Raw genomic sequence first — 19,521 nt, forward strand, 5'->3', positions numbered from 1 at the left:
AATGGGTCAATTAAAGGTTCAAACGACAAAATTACAAGATGTTAAGATTATTACACCAGCCGTCTTTGGCGATCAGCGGGGATTCTTTGAAGAAACTTACTCCGACCGTGACTTTAAGGAAGCCGGGATTGATTTTAATTTTATTCAAGATAACCAATCCTTATCTAGCCGTGCTGGGGTTTTGCGGGGATTACACTTCCAACGCGGTAAGGCCGCCCAAACTAAGCTGATTCGGGTGGTTACCGGTGCCGTGCTTGATGTGATTGTTGATGTCCGGAAGGGTTCGCCAACCTATAAGCAATGGGAAGGCTACATCCTTTCGGCCAGTAACCACCGGCAACTCCTCGTTCCCCGTGGCTTTGCCCATGGTTTCTTAACCTTAACCGATAACGTTAACTTCCTTTACAAGGTGGATAACTACTATGATGCCGAAGCTGATGGCGGCTTCTCCTTCAAGACCCCAGAGTTAAACATTGATTGGCCAATTGAATTTGATAAGGCGATTACCTCCGAAAAGGACGCGGCCCAACCAACCTTTACTGAATTTGAAAAGGATAACCCGTTCGTTTACGGTGAAATTTAAGGAGCTTACGCAAGATGAAAAAAGCATTTAAAAACATTATTGTTACTGGGGGTTGTGGCTTTATTGGCTCCAACTTTGTCCACTACCTAGTAAATAATCATCCGGAAGTTGAGCATATTACCGTACTCGACAAGTTAACCTATGCTGGTAATCCGGCTAACATTGCTGGTTTACCCAAGGATAAGGTGGAACTAGTGGTCGGCGATATTTGTGACAAGGACCTCGTTGATAAGTTAGTTAGTCAAGCTGATGCGGTTGTTCACTATGCGGCGGAAAGTCATAACGATAATTCCTTACTTGACCCGACACCATTCATTAAGACCAACATTGAAGGAACCTTTACCTTAATTAATGCTTGTCGGAAGTACGATGTTCGTTACCACCATATTTCGACCGATGAAGTGTATGGTGACTTGCCATTGCGGGAAGACTTACCAGGCCACGGTGACGGTAAGGGGGAGAAATTTACTCCCGATTCACCATACCGGCCATCGAGTCCGTACTCCTCATCCAAGGCTAGTTCTGACTTACTTGTTCGGGCCTGGGTGCGTTCCTTCGGTTTACGGGCCACCATTTCCAACTGTTCTAACAACTATGGTCCTTACCAACACATTGAAAAGTTTATTCCCCGCCAGATTACCAATATCTTGAGCGGCATTCGACCAAAGCTCTACGGTTCCGGGAAGAACGTCCGCGATTGGATCCATACTAATGATCACTCCCGCGCGGTTTGGGATATCCTCACCAAGGGTAAGATCGGTGAGACTTACCTGATTGGGGCTGACGGTGAAAAGAACAACAAGGAAGTTCTCGAAATGATTCTGGAATTGATGGGCCAACCCAAGGATGCCTACGATCACGTTAAGGATCGTCCGGGTCACGACTTACGTTATGCGATCGATGCTACCAAACTTAAAACTGAACTCGGCTGGGAACCAGAGTTCACCGATTTCAAGGAAGGGCTTCAACATACCATTGATTGGTACACCCAACATGAAGATTGGTGGAAGGACGAAAAAGCTGCAGTGGAAGCCAAGTACGCGAAGAATGGGCAATAATTAGGTAGATGATTTAACCAGGCAGCTGATGGTTGCCTGGCTTTTTTGGAGGGAATAATCATGATGAAGATTTTAATCACTGGTGCTAATGGTCAGTTGGGAACCGAATTGCGGAACCTGCTGGATGAACGTGGCGTTGCTTATGATGCCTTTGATACTAAAGATATGGATATTACTGATCAGCAAGCCGTTGACGCGAAGTTCGACGCCTTAAAGCCTACGGTAGTCTATCACTGTGCGGCCTACACGGCGGTTGATAAGGCCGAAGATGAAGGCAAGCAGGTCAACTGGCGGGTTAACGAAGAAGGTACGCGCAACGTTGCCGCGGCAGCTAAGCGGGTCGGGGCCAAGCTAGTCTACATCAGTACCGACTATGTATTTGATGGTACCAACTCGGACGAGTACCAAGTTGATGATCCGACGAACCCAAAGAATGAGTATGGTAAGGCTAAACTGGCTGGTGAGCGGGCTGTCAAGGAGAAGACGGATGACTACTACATCATCCGGACGTCCTGGGTCTTTGGAAAGTACGGTAAGAACTTTGTCTACACCATGTTGCGGTTGGCTAAGGACCATGACAAGCTGACGGTGGTTGATGATCAAGTTGGTCGGCCAACCTGGACGCGGACCCTGGCGGAGTTCATGACCTACTTGGTTGACCATAAAACGCCATTCGGTATCTACCAACTCTCTAACGAAGGGAGTTGCTCCTGGTATGAATTCGCTAAGGAAATCCTGAAGAACCAGGATATTGATGTTGCACCAGTACCATCTGAGGCTTACCCGCAGAAGGCTTATCGGCCACGATATTCTATTATGAGCTTGGACAAGGCTGAGGAAACTGGATTTAGAATTATTAGCTGGCAAGAGGCGCTAAAAGGCTTTTTGAGTCTAAATAACTAGTCTTAATCTTATTTGAACTATTTGGAGAAGTTATGAATAAGGCAGATTGTAAAATTTAAGTTGAACATTTAAGTGGACAGAAAAACCCATAAAGGTCTTTAATGGTGTTACCACACAATCCATTAGAAAGAAGGACCTTGATGAGCACCACTATTTATCATTCCAGAACCGTGTTGTCATTGAAACGCTTCATAATGAAGGACGTTCCTTGCGATACATCGCTAACTACTTAGACTTTAGTAAGACCACCATCTTTAACGAACTTCACCGACTAAATGGTGAGTACCAGGCTGAGCTAGCGCAAACTGACTTTGAACGAAAGGTTAGTCAACGGGGGCGAAAGTCTTCGCTTACTAAAAACCTTAAACACTTGATCGAGGAAAAGATTCAAGTCCAGAAGTGGTCCCCTGAACAAGTTGCCCATGTGGTGGGGATTGCCTACAAGACGGTCTATAACTGGATTGATCAAGGATGGCTTGATGTACAGCTACCCGATTTGCCTGATCATGGAATTCGTCGTCATCGTGCTAAAGAAAAGCGTGGTACGTTCAGTCACGGCCGCTCAATTGAGAAGTGTCCTCATAAAGTTGAAACTCGCCAGAAATTCGGCCACTTTGAAGCTGATACCGTACTTTCTGGTAAACGTAAAGGTCAAGCTGTGGCTACTTTTGTGGAGCGTAAAAGTAGCCTGACAATTGTTAAACGGCTCCATGGTCGCGACAGTCAGTCCATGACTCAAGCCGTACTTGAACTAGCTAGTCAACTTCAAGACAAGCTCAAGACGCTTACTGTGGATCATGGTAAAGAGTTCGCTAACTACCAGACAATTGAACAGCTAACAGGTACTCAGGTTTATTTTGCCCATGCTTATTCACCACATGAACGCGGTAGTAATGAGAACCGTAACCGAGTTTTGCAACGGTTTATTCCCAAGGGACAAGCCATTGAAGAACTAAGTGATTACCAACTGGTTCAAATCAATTGGTATCTGAATTCACGGCCACTTAAATGTCTTAATTGGCATACACGAGAGCGTAAAATATCTTGTGTAAATGCATAAAAGATTTCTGGATTGTATAGAAATAGGGAATGCCTTCCCTTATGATATTTAGTAATCACAGAAAACATCACAGGAGGCATTCCCCATGAATGAACTTACCACAGAAATTATCGCTGCACTAGCCCAAAAGCAAGATTTGGACGAAGTTTTTCGTCACCACCTAGAAATTGCGATTAACCAGCTGCTTCAAACCGAACTGGCAGAGTTTTTGGGTTACGAACGCTACTCATACGCTTGGATTAACACTGGTAATAACCGCAACGGCAGTTATGAGCGCTCGTTTGATACGAAGTACGGCCAACTTAACTTAACCATTCCTCGAGATCGCAATGGCCGGTTTGGAAATCATACCTTGCCAGCCTACGGTCGGCACAGTGATAATTTAGAAACAACGGTCATTCAGTTGTATACCAAGGGAATTACCACTGCTGAAATTGCCGAACTCATTGAGAAAATGTACGGTGCTCACTACTCCAAAGCCACGGTTGCCAACATGACTAAAGCCGGCAATGAACAGGTTCAAGCTTTCCAGCAACGTCGACTGGCTTCACAATATGCGGCCATCTTCTTAGATGCCACTTACTTGCCGTTAAAGCGGGATACTGTTCAAAAAGAAGCCGTTCATATTGCGATTGGCATTCGTCCAGATGGTACGAAAGAAGTGCTGAACTACCAAGTGGCGCCAACGGAATCGACTGGAATCTGGACTGAACTGCTGGGAACCTTGATCAAGCAGGGCGTTAAAGATGTGCTGTTGTTTGTGGCCGATGGGTTAGTTGGTTTGGATGAAGGCTTGAATCGGCATTTCCCTAAAGCCAAACGACAACGTTGCCTGGTTCATGTTGGGCGGAATCTGATGAACAAAGTTCGCGTAAAAGACCGCAAGGCCGTGATCAGTGACTTTAAACAAGTTCATCGGGCCGCCAACCGTGAAGCAGCCGAACTGAAACTGAATGAGTTCGCCAACAACTGGCATCAGACCTATCCCAAATTAATCAAAGATCTGCTTAAAATGCCGAATTTACTCACTTTCATGGACTTTCCACCAGCTATCCGGCAATCACTATACTCCACTAACCTGATTGAGAACTTTAATAAGCATCTCAAGCGCACCACCCACCACAAAGAACAATTTCCAACGGAAGATTCCCTGGATCGCTTCCTGGTTTCTCAGTTTAATGTTTATAACGAGAAGTCTCTGAAGCGGATCCACCGAGGGTTCAAAGGACTCCAGGACACCTTGGAAGCATCATTTATTTAAGTTAGAGGGCATTTCATTTACACAAGATTCTTGACGCTACCGATGCCAACCAACCAACATTTACTGAGTTTGAAAAAGACAATCCATTTGTCTACGGCGAAATTTAAAAGGGGTAACCTATCACGATGAAAAATATAATTGTTACCGGCGGTGCCGGTTTTATTGGTTCAAACTTTGTTCACTATGTCGTGAACAATCATCCAGAAATTAACGTTACCGTATTAGATAAGCTAACCTATGCGGGAAACCGAGCTAACTTAGCCGGACTTCCTGAAGATAGGGTCAAACTAGTTGTGGGTGACATTGCTGATGCTAAAATCGTAGACGAGTTGGTCAAAGATGCAGACGCAGTTGTCCATTATGCAGCAGAAAGCCATAACGATAATTCGCTAGTTGATCCGAGTCCATTTATTCAAACTAATGTGGTTGGAACATATACCCTAATTGAAGCTTGTCGTAAATACGATGTGCGGTTTCATCATATTTCAACTGATGAAGTATTTGGTGATTTACCATTACGCGAAGACCTTCCTGGCCACGGCGAGGGAGTGGGCGAAAAATTTACACCAGATTCACCATATAAACCAAGTAGTCCATACTCCTCAACCAAGGCCAGTTCAGACCTATTGGTGCGCGCTTGGGTTCGTTCATTTGGCTTAAAGGCCACAATCTCAAACTGTTCCAATAACTATGGACCTTATCAACACATTGAAAAATTCATTCCCCGCCAAATTACGAACATTCTAAGCGGTATCCGTCCTAAATTATACGGGTCTGGTAAGAATGTTCGTGACTGGATTCATACCGATGATCATTCCCGTGCAGTATGGAAAGTACTGACCGAAGGACAAATTGGTGAAACTTACTTAATCGGTGCTGACGGTGAACAGGATAATAAAACAGTATTGGAAATGCTTCTAGAGGAAATGGGTCAACCAGCTGATGCTTATGATCAAGTTAATGATCGTCCTGGTCATGATATGCGTTATGCAATCGACGCCACTAAACTCAAAAAAGAGTTAGGCTGGCAACCTGAAATTACTGATTTCCGAGAAGGTCTTCGAGCAACAATTGATTGGTACACTAAACATCAAGACTGGTGGCAAGATGAAAAGGCAGCCGTTGAAGCTAAGTATGCAAAAAACGGTCAATAATTACGGATGACACTGCAAAATTGTTAGAAGTTGAGGTAAACTAATGAATGACATCCTTATCACCGGCGCACATGGCCAACTAGGAACTGAATTATGTAAATTACTTGATGATGAGCAAATTTCATATGTAGCTACTGGATCTGAAGAACTTGATATTACGAATACTGGAGCTGTCGAAGCTTTCATTTCCAATCAGCGTCCCAAAGTTATCTATCACTGCGCGGCTTATACAGCTGTTGACGCTGCAGAGGAAGAACCAGGTAAGTCACTTGATGAAAAAGTGAACGTAGATGGTACTCGGAATGTTGCGATGGCGGCAGAGCAAGTTGGGGCTATACTCGTTTATATCAGTACGGATTATGTCTTTGATGGTGAAAATGATCAAGCATACGTTGAAACAGATGAGATTAATCCACAGACTGAGTACGGTCGAACGAAGGCGCTAGCAGAACAAATTGTCCAAGAGACAATGAGCAAGTTCTATATCATTCGGACTTCGTGGGTTTTTGGTCAGTACGGCAAGAATTTTGTCTATACCATGCTGAATCTAGCTAAAACGCATGATACTTTAACAGTGGTGGCTGATCAAATTGGTCGTCCAACTTGGACTGATACATTAGCTAAGTTCATGGTCTATGCGGTTAATTATAAGATTGACTATGGAATCTATCATTTAAGTAACGACCATCAGGCTAGCTGGTTTGATTTTGCTTCTGCTATTTTGAAAGCGACGTCAACCCAAGTTAATCCAGTGACTTCAGCTGAGTACCCACAAAAGGCTAAGCGACCTGCTCATTCGGTTCTCTCACTGGAGAAAACGAAAGCCACTGGGTTCAACATTCCAACTTGGGAAAGTGCGCTGGAACAAATGATGAGCGACATCAAGGAATAGTTTGGAGTTAAAACTTTTAACATTCAGGGGGCAACCATCATGAATCATCAACATCATAAGGGACACAATCGTAAACGTTTCAGAGCTGGTCGAATTATCCTCGGCATTATTTTAGTTATCCTGATTGCGGTAGGTGCTTTTGCAGCCGTTAAGTACCATAACTTAAAAAGCGCTGTTAATGATACATACCAAGGAGCCGGAATCAATAAGGCCAGAAATGCGAGTGCATTGTTGCAAAACAAGAGCTCTATTTCAATCCTATTAATGGGAACTGATACCGGTGCATTAGGTAGATCATATAAAGGTCGAACAGATACGATGATGCTGGTTACAGTTAACCCAAGAACTAAACAATCAACCATTACCAGTATTCCTCGTGATACAGGGCTTAGAATTCCTGATTATGAGGATAAGGGGCCACAAAAGATTAACGCTGCTTACTCGTATGGCAGTGCTGCAACTGCCATAAACTCGGTTCAAGAACTACTAAATGTTCCAATTGACTACTATGCACTCATAAACATGGGTGGCATGGAAAAAGTCGTCAATGCAGTGGACGGCATTGACATTTCACCAACTCTAAGCTTTGACTATGCTGGTTATTCATTTGAAAAAGGCCAAAAGACTCATATGAACGGCAAGAAAGCCCTAGCATATGCTCGTATGCGCTATGATGATCCTCAAGGTGATTATGGTCGTCAAACACGTCAACGTGCCGTAATTACAGCTATTTTGGGTAAAGCTGGGTCGATTTCAACTCTGCTAAACCAAAAGTTCCTGAATTCATTGTCCAAGCAAATGAAGACTGACTTAACCTTTGCCGATTTAACTGCTTTAGCTAAGGATTACCGCGATGCTAGAAAGACAGTTAAGGAAACCCATCTCCAAGGAACTGGAAAGATGGTAGACGGTCAAGCCATGGAAATCATTTCTAAGAAGGAATTGCAACGGGTCACTAATCTGAACCGTGCTAACTTAGGTATGAGTCGCGAAAAAACTGGTTCTGCTGCTTTGACTTTATCTTACATTGCTAAGTTGAATCACAGTTCCAAGAGTATCAGTAGTACAACTTCAAGCACGACTACTTCAGATACTACAACTACAACACCTGCTTATTAATATTTCCAACGTCCACTACAGTCGTAGCGGGCGTTTTTCTTATAATAAACCATTAAATTCCTGACAATTAAATTGTCTTTTAGCACTCGTTTTGGTAGAGTGACAGTGTCGCAAGAAAAGGGTGAAAGAACTTGGAAAAAGAAGTATCGCTGTTTAAGGAATACCTCGTGGACGAACGGCAGTATTCCGATGAAACCGTCAAAGCCTATTTGTCGGACATTCGGGAATTCAGTGAATTCATGAAGGAGACGGGGGACTTCACCTCGTTTGATAAAGTGGCTACGCTAGATGTTCAGGTGTTTTTGAGTCATTTGTACAACTTGAACGAAGCCCGGACGACAATTATTCGTAAGGTTTCCAGCCTGCGCTCGTTTTATAACTTCATGGTTCGTGAAGATTTGGTGGCGGATAATCCCTTCGAGTACGTATCGATTAAGAAGCACGAGAAGGCGTTACCACGATTCTTCTACGAAAAGGAAATGAACGCGCTGTTTGCGGCCGCTAAATCAGGTGACAATGAACAGCTGAATCTACGTGATTCGGCATTGCTAGAGACGCTATACGGCACCGGTATGCGGGTGAGTGAGTGTGCAGGATTGACGCTTTCTGACGTTGATTTTAACGTCAAGATGATGTTAGTCCGTGGGAAGGGTAAGAAGGAGCGCTATATTCCGTTTGGCAATTACGACAAGCAGGCGCTCCAGGACTATTTAACCCAAACTCGCGAACCCCTGATGCAGAAGTATCACAAAACGCATGATGTTGTATTTGTAAACCATTACGGCGATCCGATTACATCAACAGGAATCGAGTACATCTTGAATCGCATCATCGAACGCAGCAGTTTAACGGCGGATATTCATCCCCACATGTTACGGCACACGTTTGCCACGCATTTGCTTAATCGGGGAGCTGACTTACGAACGGTTCAGGAACTCCTTGGGCACAGTAGTTTATCGACCACTCAGATTTACACTCACGTGACTCGTGACCATTTGCAACGCGATTATCGCAAGTTCTTTCCTCGCTCGACTAAATAATTAAAATGAATTGGAGATGGCAACATGCCAGTAAAATTTGAAGCAACTACGATTGTGGCCGTACGTCATAATGGTCAAAACGCCATGGCTGGTGACGGTCAAGTCACGATGGGCGAAAAAGTGATTATGAAGGGCACCGCCAAAAAGGTTCGTCGAATCTATAATGATAAGGTCATTGTCGGTTTCGCCGGCAGCGTCGCTGACGCCTTTAACCTGGAAGAAAAATTTGAAAAGAGTTTGAACGAATACAGTGGCAACCTTGAAAGAGCTGCTGTGGAACTCGCTCAAGAATGGCGTTCAGACGCTAATTTACAAAAACTAGAAGCTTTACTAATCGTTATGGACGAAAAGGACATGTTACTTGTCTCTGGTTCCGGTGAAGTCATCGCGCCAGATGATGACATTCTCGCTATCGGATCTGGTGGTAACTTTGCCTTAGCTGCGGCTAAAGCGATGCACCACCACGCCAAGGATATGTCAGCTAAGGAAATCGCTGAAAATGCGATTAACATTGCCGGTAGCATCGATATTTTCACTAACCAAAACATTATTTCGGAAAGCTTTTAACGGGAGGAACCGCAATGGAATCAGTAGATAAAACACCCAAACAGATTGTTGAATTACTCGACCAGTACGTGATTGGTCAAAACGCCGCCAAGAAGGCGATTGCGGTTGCGTTGAGAAACCGATACCGCCGCATGCAGCTTGCTGCCGACATGCAAGAAGAAATCACCCCTAAAAACATGTTAATGATTGGACCTACCGGGGTCGGTAAAACGGAATTGGCCCGTCGTTTGGCTAAAATCGTTTCTGCACCATTCGTCAAGGTTGAAGCCACCAAGTTTACCGAAGTTGGTTACGTTGGTGGAGACGTCGAATCAATGGTTAGAAACCTAGTTGACGTCGCCGTTAACATGCAAAAGGAACTACAATACGCCAGTGTTCGTCCGGATGCTGTTCGGGCAGCTGACAAGCGTTTGGTCAAGCTTCTAGCCCCTGGCATCAAAAAGGAGAAAAAGGGCAACGACCTCCAAAACATGATGAGCATGTTGACTAATTTGCAAAACGGCAAGGTACCTGAGATGCCAGAAGAAGAGAGCGAAACGGTTACGGACGAGATTCGTAACCAACGCCTATCAATCGCCGACCAATTGGCCAAGGGCCTCTTAGAAACTCGCGAAGTGACCATCGACATGGATGATCCTAACCAAGGTGCCATGGGCAATAACAACATGATGAACCAAATGGGTATCGATTTGAACCAAACCCTGTCCCAGATGATGCCTAAGAAACGGGTACAGCGGACGATGCCCGTTAAGGAAGCACGGGAAGTCTTGGTAAAGGAAGAATCTGCCAAGTTAGTTAACGATGCGGATATCTACCATGAGGCTATTCAACTTGCTCAAGACTCCGGTATTATCTTCATCGACGAGATCGATAAGATTACTTCTAAGTCGAAGCAAAACAGTGGCGAGGTTTCCCGTGAAGGGGTTCAACGCGATATTTTACCAATCGTTGAAGGCACTCAAGTGCAAACGAAGTATGGTACAGTGGATACCAACCATATCCTATTTATCGCATCGGGGGCCTTTGCCGAGAGCAAGCCTAGCGATTTAATTGCCGAACTTCAAGGTCGTTTCCCAATTCGGGTGGAACTGGATAGTTTGACTAAGGATGATTTTGTGCGAATCTTGACTGAACCAAGCAACGCACTGATTAAGCAATACATTGCCTTAATCGGTACGGATAACATCAAGGTGACGTTCACTATGGAAGCCATTAACCGAATTGCCGAGTTGGCAACAGAACTCAACCGTGAGAACCAAAATATTGGAGCGCGTCGTTTGCACACAGTACTGGAAAAGCTCCTCGAAGATATTTTATTTGAAGGCCCTGACATGCAAATGGGTGAGATCACGATTACTGAAAGCTACGTCAATGACAAGATTGGCAACATTGTTCAGGATAAGGATCTTTCGCGTTATATTTTATAGTCAAAAAGTTGTGACAGAAGTTGGGTAGTTTCTGAGCACTAACCTAGATTGGCGAATAATTCGTTCCTGGAATTGTTCGTTAATCGTAGTTAGGCGGAAGAAATTAACTTCTGGAACACGATTAGAACGTAAGAAGAGGATGTCCAAAATTTACTTTTGGCGCATCCTCTTTTTCGTGAGTATGGTAAGCTAAGAGAAAAGCAATCGGAGGTTTAGGTCTTGATTACACTGAAAAATGATTACTTAACGGTTAAAATTAATGAAGTTGGCGCTGAGCTCACGAGCGTAGTGGATGCAGAATCGCAAGCAGAATATATGTGGCAGGGCAGTTCCAAGTCATGGAATCGCCACGCCCCCATTTTATTTCCCATTGTTGGCCGGTTGCAGGATGACACCTTCACATATGATGGTCAGGAATATCACATGGGCCAACATGGTTTTGCGCGTGACCATACGTTTGAAATCGAAACGGTATCAGACACATTAGTGACGTTGAAATTGGCGAGTTCAACTGAAACACGGGAAAAGTATCCATTTGATTTTGTATTGCGTGTTACCTTTGAACTCAAAGATCACGTTTTGTCCGTTCAAGACCAGGTGACGAACACATCAACGGGCGAAATGCTGTTCTCTCTGGGTGGCCATCCGGGATTCAACGTGCCATTTGACGAACCAACTGCTGACTTTACTGATTACCAGGTGACGGTTTCCCCACGGCAGGTCTACACCACGCTACCGCTTAAAGGCGCTTCAGTTGATGTTGCCAACGAGGGCACGCTGGATTTGAATCAACCCCTGAAGCTAGATCATGAATTATTTGATCAAGACGCTAAGATTTTAAAGCTTAACGAAGTTGAAACGACAGTGATGCTTAGTTCCACCGTCAACGATCATGGTGTGGCGCTAACGGTTCAGAACGCGCCTTATTTAGGTATCTGGTCCGCTTACCCCAACACCGGTAACTTCGTTTGTATCGAACCCTGGTGGGGCATTGCCGATCCAGTGGGGCACAACGGTGAGTTAAAGGATAAATTGGGCATGCGTCGTTTGGCAGCTAACGAAACCGAAAGCTTCACTTATCAAGTTAGTTATTTTTAGAGCAGAAAAAAGCGTTGAGGTCGTGAAGATCTCAACGCTGTCTTATTTTTCCGTTCTTTTTTTATAGCCAAGGCCAAAGTGCACCATGTTTTCAGTGCCGGCCTTAATGCGTTTGATGTTGGTTCTGTGCCGGTAAAAAATAAATCCGGTGAGGAGCAATGCCAAAATAGTGAGGTAAGGGTCCCTGAGCCATAAGCTCACAACCGTTACGATACTAAAGGCGATCATAGACGCTAAGCTGACCATGCTGGTGATGTAAATCAGCGATACCCACAAGGCTGCGGCAAAGACAAAAAACCAAGGATTGTATGCGAGTAACATCCCCGCTGAAGTGGCCACTGCCTTGCCACCATTGAATCGGTCAAAAATGGAAAAGGTGTGGCCTAAGATGGCGAACACCCCAAAGATTAACGGGTTAATGTGTTGGATGCCGAAGAACGTTGGCAACAAAGTCGCGATGGTTCCTTTGGCAATATCCATAATCATGACGACGGTGCCGGCCGTTTTGCCAAGCACCCGGAAGGTATTGGTCGTGCCAATGTTGCCAGAACCTTCCGTTCGAATGTCCTTATTGAAAAATAATTTGCCAATCCAGACACCACTAGGGACTGCCCCCAGTAAATAGGCAATAATGAATAAAATGATTAGTTTCAATTCAATTCCTCCGATAATACGACTTCAGTATTGTCCATTTTACCATGTTTATACTGGGGGTCCAACGAAAATTATGGACAGCCACCCGGCAAACAAATGTTCGCCAAGTGCTCTGAAAGCTCTTTCCAAAGCGCTAGAAATAAGTTATGATAATAAAGATTGAAATATGAAAGGGGTTTTTACGCGTGGCAAAGAACAAAGCGCAATATGATGATTCTTCTATTCAAATATTAGAGGGATTAGACGCCGTTCGTAAAAGGCCAGGAATGTATATCGGTTCGACGGATGGACGAGGCCTGCACCATTTGGTCTACGAAATCGTCGATAATGCTGTTGATGAGGCTTTAGCCGGCTACGGTGACGAGATTAACGTCACGATTCATTCAGATAACAGCATCACGGTCGTTGACCATGGACGGGGAATGCCTGTGGGAATGCATGCGTCAGGTAAACCAACGCCTGAAGTTATTTTGACCGTGCTACATGCTGGGGGAAAGTTTGGCCAGGGAGGCTATAAGACATCCGGTGGTTTACATGGGGTCGGTTCAAGTGTCGTTAATGCACTTTCGAGCCGATTAGTCGTGACCATCGTGCGTGACGGCATCAAGTACCGCCAAGAATTCAAAGATGGCGGTAAACCTGCCACAACCCTTGTCAAACAGGGCAAGACTAAGGACCATACCGGAACAACGATTACGTTCAAACCAGATACTAGTATCTTCACCACCACGGTCTTTAACTTTGGGACCCTAGAAGAACGACTCAAGGAATCGGCCTTCTTACTCAAGGGTGTGAAGATTACGTTGACTGACGAACGCGAAGGTCAGGAACGCACTGAAGTCTTCCATTTTGAAGATGGTATTAAAGAATTTGTGAGTTACTTAAACGAAGATAAGGATACCTTAGGCGATGTCATGTATTTTGATGGCACCAAGGAAGGCGTCGAAGTTGAAGTTGCGGCCCAATACAATGACGGCTATTCGGAAACCCTGTTGTCATTCGTTAATAACGTCCGAACTAAGGATGGTGGCACTCATGAAGCTGGTATGCGTTCGGCCTGGACAAAGGCGTTTAACGAATATGCTCGCAAAACTGAACTACTGAAAGCCAAAGACAAAAATCTGGAAGGATCTGACGTTCGAGAAGGGCTTTCTGCGGTCATTTCACTACGAGTCCCTGAAGAACTACTCCAGTTTGAAGGACAAACCAAAGAAAAATTAGGAACGCCAGAAGCCCGTTCCATCGTGGACAATGTGGTTGCTGAGCAACTAGGTTACTACCTGATGGAAAACGGTGAATTTGCTAAAATGCTAATTCATAAGGCGTTACGAGCTCGAACTGCGCGGGAAGCCGCACGTAAGGCTCGTGATGAGAGCCGTACCGGAAAGAATCATAAGAAACAGGAACGCCTGTTATCCGGAAAACTCACACCAGCACAATCCAAGGACTCGACCAAGAATGAACTTTTCCTAGTCGAAGGGGATTCTGCCGGTGGTTCTGCTAAGCAAGGCCGTAACCGGAAGTATCAAGCCATTTTGCCATTACGTGGAAAAGTCTTGAATACCGAGCGAGCCAAGCTTCAAGACATTATGAAAAACGAAGAAATTAACACCATGATTTACACGATTGGTGCGGGCGTTGGACCAGAATTCAATATTGAAGACGCTAACTACGACAAGATTATTATCATGACCGATGCCGATGACGATGGTGCCCATATTCAAATTCTCCTCCTCACGTTCTTCTACAAGTATATGAGACCGATGATTGATGCGGGTCATGTTTACATCGCCTTACCACCACTTTACAAGATTCAAAAGGGAACTGGTAAGTCCGCCATCGAGCGTTATGCTTGGACAGACGGTGAATTGGAACAAGAAACAAAAGAAGTTGGAAAAGGCTACAAGCTCCAACGATTCAAGGGTCTTGGTGAAATGGATGCTGAACAATTGTGGGAAACTACGATGAATCCAGACGATCGGACACTGATTCGGGTTCGAATCAAAGACGCTGCTTTGGCAGAACGTCGGGTTACCACGTTAATGGGTGACAAGGTTGAACCACGTCGGAAGTGGATTGAAGACAACGTCAAATTCACGCTTGAAGAAGAAGGCAGTATCTTGGATACGACCGAAAGCAACGTTTAACTGAATGTAAAGGAGCGATAAACGAACGTGGCTGAAGGACAAAAAATTGAAGAAATAACGTTAGAAGACGTCATGGGTGAACGATTCAGTCGCTACTCCAAGTCCATCATTCAGGAACGTGCCTTACCTGATATACGTGATGGCTTGAAGCCAGTACAGCGACGGATCTTGTTCGCCATGAATAAAGATGACAACACGCATGACAAAGCATTTAGAAAGTCTGCCAAATCCGTGGGTAACGTCATGGGTAATTTTCACCCTCATGGTGATAGCTCAATCTATGAAGCCTTAACCCGGATGAGTCAAGACTGGAAGGTGCGGGAACCACTTGTTGAGATGCACGGTAATAACGGTTCGATGGATGGTGATCCAGCCGCCGCAATGCGTTATACCGAAGCACGTCTTAGCAAAATTGCCAATGAACTCTTAAAGGACATCGATAAAGACACCGTTGATATGGTGCTCAACTTTGATGACACCGAGTATGAACCAACCGTTTTACCTGCAAAGTTTCCAAACCTACTGGTCAATGGCGCGACCGGGATTTCTGCCGGTTACGCAACGGACATTCCACCTCATAACTTAGGTGAAGTGATTGATGCTTTGATTTACTTACTGAGTCACCCTAAAGCAGAAGTCGTCGACCTGATGCAATTCGTCAAAGGTCCTGATTTTCCAACTGGTGCCATTATTCAGGGTGTCGATGAAATTAGGAAAGCCTACGAAACTGGTAAGGGACGGATTGTCGTTCGTTCTAAAACTAGCATCGAACCACTTCGCGGGAACAAGTCCCAAATTAAGGTGACCGAAATTCCATATGAAGTGAATAAGGCCGTCTTAGTTAAACGGATTGATGAAATTCGCCTTAATAAGAAAATTGAAGGCATTTCAGAAGTTCGTGATGAATCTGATCGTGATGGATTGTCAATTGCAATTGAATTGAAGCGGGACGCAGATGCACAAGGGATTCTGAACTACTTGTTTAAGAACACCGAGTTGCAAGTCACATACCATTTCAACATGGTTGCTATTAACAAGAAGCGTCCAGAACGGGTTTCATTAAAGACAGCACTTGTTTCGTATCTTGATCACCAACGCGACGTCATCAAACGTCGGACTGAGTTCAATTTGAAAAAAGCCCAGGACCGTGTCCACATTGTGGAAGGACTGATTAAGGCACTTTCAATCTTGGATCAAGTCATCAAGACGATTCGGGCAAGTAATAACCGAAAAGATGCTAGAGACAATCTGGTTAAAGCTTACGACTTCTCTGAAGCGCAAGCTGACGCTATTGTTGCTTTGCAACTTTACCGGTTGACCAACACCGATGTGACCCAGTTACGACAAGAATCCGATGAGTTACACAAGTCCATCGCCGAATTCAAGGCGATTTTAGCGGATGAAAAGGAACTCAACCGGGTTCTACGTAAGGAACTCAAGGACGTAGCGAAGGAATACCGCAATCCACGAAGAACCGAAATCCAAGATCAAATCGAAGATCTGAAGGTTGATACCAAAGTGATGATAGCGGATGAAGAAGTTATCGTTCAAGTTAGTCATGATGGCTACTTGAAACGGACTGGAATTCGTTCATTCAAAGCTTCGGATGAGTCCGAAAATGGGTTAAAGGAAGACGATTTCCCAATCTTCTTGCAGAAGCTCACGACGTTGAACCATCTATTCATGTTCACTTCCAAAGGTAATCTAATCTATCGTCCCGTTTATGAAATTACGGACGCAAAGTGGAAAGATACTGGTGAGCATATTTCCCAAACGATTGGTTTAGATAGCGATGAGGAAATTGTGGCAACGCACGCGTTCAAGACGCTTAAAGAAGCAGGTCATTTCCTCATTGCCACTAATGATGGCTATATCAAGCAAACCGAATTTGCAGCTTTAACACCAGGTCGAACTTACAAGAAACGCGCCATGACCTATGAAAAGACCAAGACGGATCAAACGCGAGTGGTCAATGTCATCTACATGCCACAACAGCCAGAGGGACTCGTTTCAACTGATTCAATCCTGCTAATGTCTCGCAAAGGGCAAGGCCTTAAGTATGACCTGACCGAAGTTCCAGTGAATGGCGCACGCACAACCGGGGTTAAGTCGATGGACTTACGTGATGAAGATGAAGTCGTCGACGTTCAGTTGGTTCATGACGATGATGTTGTCGCAATGATTACGCAACGTGGATCGTTTAAGAAACTACCAACCGAAGAAATTCCAAGTACCAGTCGTGCTCGTAAAGGGGTCATGGTCCTTCGAGAATTGAAGTCCAACTCACATGAGATTGTCGACTTCATTAAATTGGAAAGTGACACGACACCGCTTGAAGTGATTACCACCAGGGGACTCATTCATGACATTCTACCTGGTGATCATCCGGTAGGCGGTCGTTACTCAAATGGTTCATTTGTGATCGATGTTGATACTGAGGGTACGCCAACGCAAATCCGCACGAAAATGATGGGACCAGTCGTTAATTAAGCTTAATAAAGTCTGGTATTATCTTAAGAAAGCACATATCTGTTGCATTTTATGACCTAGAGGTTATCATAAGTATGTACTAATAGAATTGCGTACTTTATAATGAAACCTACTAGGAGGATTGCCATGAAGACTAAACAAGACAGTATCTTCTCATCGAAAACATTAACTTATTTTCTCCAATTAGCTGAGACAATGAACTATACTCAGGCTGCTCAAATCTTGGGGATTACTCAACCAGCCTTAACGCAACAAATTAAAAAACTTGAAAAAACAGTTGGTGCCAGCTTATTTTACTCAGTTGGTAAGAAGCTTAGATTGACGGATGCCGGATTTACCATGCTTAGTGCCACGAAGGATATTTACGAGGTGCTTAACAAGGCGACCGACGAAATTCAACAATCAACCAGTGCGACTCAGGGTAACATTAGCATTGGGATTCTTGCTTCAACCGAGGACAGTGTCTTAGAAAAATTTGCGATTCAGTCATACCGGGAAAATCCCGATGTGAAGATTAGTTTCCACATGTTAACGCGAAAAGAAATCTGGGACCGTTTAGAGAACAACAACATTGATCTTGCGGTCATGTACTTACCAGATGAATCTATCAAGAACTGGAAGCCATATGAATCAAAGAAGATTGTGAGTGATGATCTATTGTTCATTCATCACGACGAGCAGCTGGCTAAAAAGAAAAAGGTTAAGTTGGTAGATACAATGGATCGGCCTTGGGTCATGTATCCAAGCAACTACTACTTGAACCAAACGATTCGCGAAGCTTACAAAAACGAATTAGTGAATATTCCAAGTGCGGTTGCCAACTTCACAACACCACGCCAGATTCTAAGGTTCTCAATGGAAACCAATACGTACACTGCATTACCAAACTCCTTCATGATGGGACAAGGTGAATTGAAGGATACCTGGACCGCTAAATTTGATCCCAATATTAATTTCGATTTAGCCTTTGTCTTCAGAAAAGGGAAGGATAAGATTCCTCGCATTGGCCGCTTCTTAGCCCAGTTTGATGAATACTTAAAAACCGAGGATTACTTCACTCGTTTAAAAGATTTGAATCTTAATAAATAATAAAGGGGAAATTTTACATGTCTAAAGAATTAGTTTTTGGTCACCAAAATCCAGATACCGACGCAATCGTCGCAGCTAAGGCCTATGCCTACCTACAAAACAAGCTAGGTTTAGACGTTGAAGCCGTTGCATTAGGCGAACCAAACGCCGAAACTAACTTTGTTTTGAATTACTTCGACGAACCAGCACCACGCGTGGTGACTGAAGCTAAGTCAGAAGTTGAGAGTGTCATGCTTGTGGATCACAACGAACCACAACAAAGTATTTCAGACATCGAAGACTTACAAGTAACGCACGTTGTTGACCATCACCGGATTGCTAACTTCAACACATCAGCACCTTTGTTCTACCGTTCAGAACCAGTTGGCTGTACCAGCACAATCTTGACGAAGATGTTTGATGAAGAAAAAGTTGAAATTCCAGCCCAATTAGCTGGTTTGATGCTTTCTGCTATCATTTCTGATACGTTGTTACTCCAATCACCAACAACAACTGAAGCCGACAAGATTGCCGTTAAGACGTTAGCTGAAATTGCTGACATCGATTACGAAGCATACGGTATCAAGATGTTGAAGGCCGGAACTGACTTGGATTCTAAGTCAGACAAGGAATTAGTTGATGGTGACGCCAAGTCATTTACTATGGCTGACAAATCAGTCCGTATCGGTCAAGTGAACACAGTTGACTTACAAGACGTTATCAGTCGCCAAGCCGGTTTAGTTGCTGCGATGGATGCTGAACGTGCCTCAGAAGGTTATGATTTATTCCTAACCCTCGCAACTAACGTTTTAGACAGTAACTCAGTATTGTTTGTTTCTGGCGATCCTACTGAGCCCGTTGAAGCTGCATTTAACGCTAAATTTGAAGATGGTCGGATGAGCTTGCCAGGCGTCGTATCACGAAAGAAACAAGTTGTACCACCATTGCAAGATGCTTTTGAAAAGTAAATTGATGTTCAGTAAATAAAAATAAGGCCACC

General features: G+C 44.2%; 17 protein-coding genes. 16 read left to right on the forward strand and 1 reads right to left on the reverse strand.

The genetic code is table 11. The annotated features are described in order from the left end of the window. Window position 1: 1 nt before the first annotated feature. The 12 genes from rfbC to LOSG293_RS04420 all read left to right on the forward strand — a co-directional run bounded on the left by rfbC (window position 2) and on the right by LOSG293_RS04420 (window position 12,162). Window positions 2-583 (forward strand): dTDP-4-dehydrorhamnose 3,5-epimerase, encoded by a 582-nt coding sequence (gene rfbC, locus LOSG293_RS04365; RefSeq protein WP_034527487.1) that lies wholly within the window; start codon window positions 2-4, stop codon window positions 581-583. Between the two features lie 14 nt (window positions 584-597). Continuing rightward, window positions 598-1,641, forward strand: a complete 1,044-nt coding sequence (rfbB, locus tag LOSG293_RS04370) for a dTDP-glucose 4,6-dehydratase (RefSeq protein WP_034527490.1) — start codon at window positions 598-600, stop codon at window positions 1,639-1,641. 60 nt (window positions 1,642-1,701) lie between these two features. Further along, window positions 1,702-2,544, forward strand: a complete 843-nt coding sequence (gene rfbD / locus LOSG293_RS04375) for a dTDP-4-dehydrorhamnose reductase (protein ID WP_034527491.1) — start codon at window positions 1,702-1,704, stop codon at window positions 2,542-2,544. A 178-nt stretch (window positions 2,545-2,722) separates the two neighbouring features. Further along, window positions 2,723-3,604 carry an IS30 family transposase gene (locus LOSG293_RS04380; RefSeq protein ID WP_439645965.1) on the forward strand — a complete coding sequence of 294 codons (882 nt, stop codon included), beginning with the start codon at window positions 2,723-2,725 and terminating at the stop codon, window positions 3,602-3,604. An 85-nt stretch (window positions 3,605-3,689) separates the two neighbouring features. Then, entirely contained in the window at window positions 3,690-4,865 is a 1,176-nt protein-coding gene (locus LOSG293_RS04385; protein ID WP_034527493.1) for an IS256 family transposase, read from the forward strand. 125 nt (window positions 4,866-4,990) lie between these two features. Beyond that, on the forward strand, window positions 4,991-6,019 hold the full coding sequence (rfbB, locus tag LOSG293_RS04390) for a dTDP-glucose 4,6-dehydratase (RefSeq protein WP_034527495.1): 1,029 nt from the start codon (window positions 4,991-4,993) through the stop codon (window positions 6,017-6,019). Window positions 6,020-6,062: 43 nt separating this feature from the next. Then, complete coding sequence (rfbD, locus tag LOSG293_RS04395) at window positions 6,063-6,911, forward strand: dTDP-4-dehydrorhamnose reductase (RefSeq protein WP_034527496.1); 849 nt, start codon at window positions 6,063-6,065, stop codon at window positions 6,909-6,911. Between the two features lie 39 nt (window positions 6,912-6,950). Continuing rightward, window positions 6,951-8,030, forward strand: a complete 1,080-nt coding sequence (locus tag LOSG293_RS04400) for an LCP family protein (protein ID WP_051907216.1) — start codon at window positions 6,951-6,953, stop codon at window positions 8,028-8,030. A gap of 131 nt (window positions 8,031-8,161) precedes the next feature. Next, window positions 8,162-9,070: a tyrosine recombinase XerC gene (xerC, locus tag LOSG293_RS04405; RefSeq protein ID WP_034527497.1), complete on the forward strand. Its 909-nt coding sequence runs from the start codon at window positions 8,162-8,164 to the stop codon at window positions 9,068-9,070. A gap of 24 nt (window positions 9,071-9,094) precedes the next feature. Continuing rightward, window positions 9,095-9,637 (forward strand): ATP-dependent protease subunit HslV, encoded by a 543-nt coding sequence (hslV, locus tag LOSG293_RS04410; RefSeq protein WP_034527498.1) that lies wholly within the window; start codon window positions 9,095-9,097, stop codon window positions 9,635-9,637. 14 nt (window positions 9,638-9,651) lie between these two features. After that, window positions 9,652-11,064, forward strand: a complete 1,413-nt coding sequence (gene hslU / locus LOSG293_RS04415) for an ATP-dependent protease ATPase subunit HslU (RefSeq protein WP_034527500.1) — start codon at window positions 9,652-9,654, stop codon at window positions 11,062-11,064. 219 nt (window positions 11,065-11,283) lie between these two features. After that, a complete protein-coding gene (locus LOSG293_RS04420) occupies window positions 11,284-12,162 on the forward strand; it encodes an aldose 1-epimerase family protein (protein WP_034527501.1) in 879 nt (292 codons plus the stop codon). 42 nt (window positions 12,163-12,204) lie between these two features. Here the strand turns inward: LOSG293_RS04420 and plsY are convergent, their stop codons facing one another. Then, window positions 12,205-12,816 (reverse strand): glycerol-3-phosphate 1-O-acyltransferase PlsY, encoded by a 612-nt coding sequence (plsY, locus tag LOSG293_RS04425; RefSeq protein WP_081919895.1) that lies wholly within the window; start codon window positions 12,814-12,816, stop codon window positions 12,205-12,207. Between the two features lie 185 nt (window positions 12,817-13,001). Between plsY and parE the strand changes: the two genes are divergently transcribed. The 4 genes from parE (at window position 13,002) to LOSG293_RS04445 (ending at window position 19,489) form a co-directional block, all read left to right on the forward strand. Next, complete coding sequence (gene parE, locus LOSG293_RS04430; protein WP_034527507.1) at window positions 13,002-14,963, forward strand: DNA topoisomerase IV subunit B; 1,962 nt, start codon at window positions 13,002-13,004, stop codon at window positions 14,961-14,963. Between the two features lie 72 nt (window positions 14,964-15,035). Continuing rightward, the gene (gene parC / locus LOSG293_RS04435; RefSeq protein WP_051907217.1) at window positions 15,036-17,453 is read left to right on the forward strand and encodes a DNA topoisomerase IV subunit A; all 2,418 of its coding nucleotides are present in this window, start codon (window positions 15,036-15,038) and stop codon (window positions 17,451-17,453) included. 126 nt (window positions 17,454-17,579) lie between these two features. After that, window positions 17,580-18,542, forward strand: a complete 963-nt coding sequence (locus tag LOSG293_RS04440; protein WP_034527512.1) for a LysR family transcriptional regulator — start codon at window positions 17,580-17,582, stop codon at window positions 18,540-18,542. 17 nt (window positions 18,543-18,559) lie between these two features. After that, window positions 18,560-19,489 (forward strand): manganese-dependent inorganic pyrophosphatase, encoded by a 930-nt coding sequence (locus LOSG293_RS04445; protein WP_034527515.1) that lies wholly within the window; start codon window positions 18,560-18,562, stop codon window positions 19,487-19,489. Window positions 19,490-19,521 lie beyond the last annotated feature (32 nt).

This window comes from Secundilactobacillus oryzae JCM 18671 (assembly GCF_000740055.1).
Classification (GTDB): Bacteria; Bacillota; Bacilli; order Lactobacillales; family Lactobacillaceae; genus Secundilactobacillus; species Secundilactobacillus oryzae.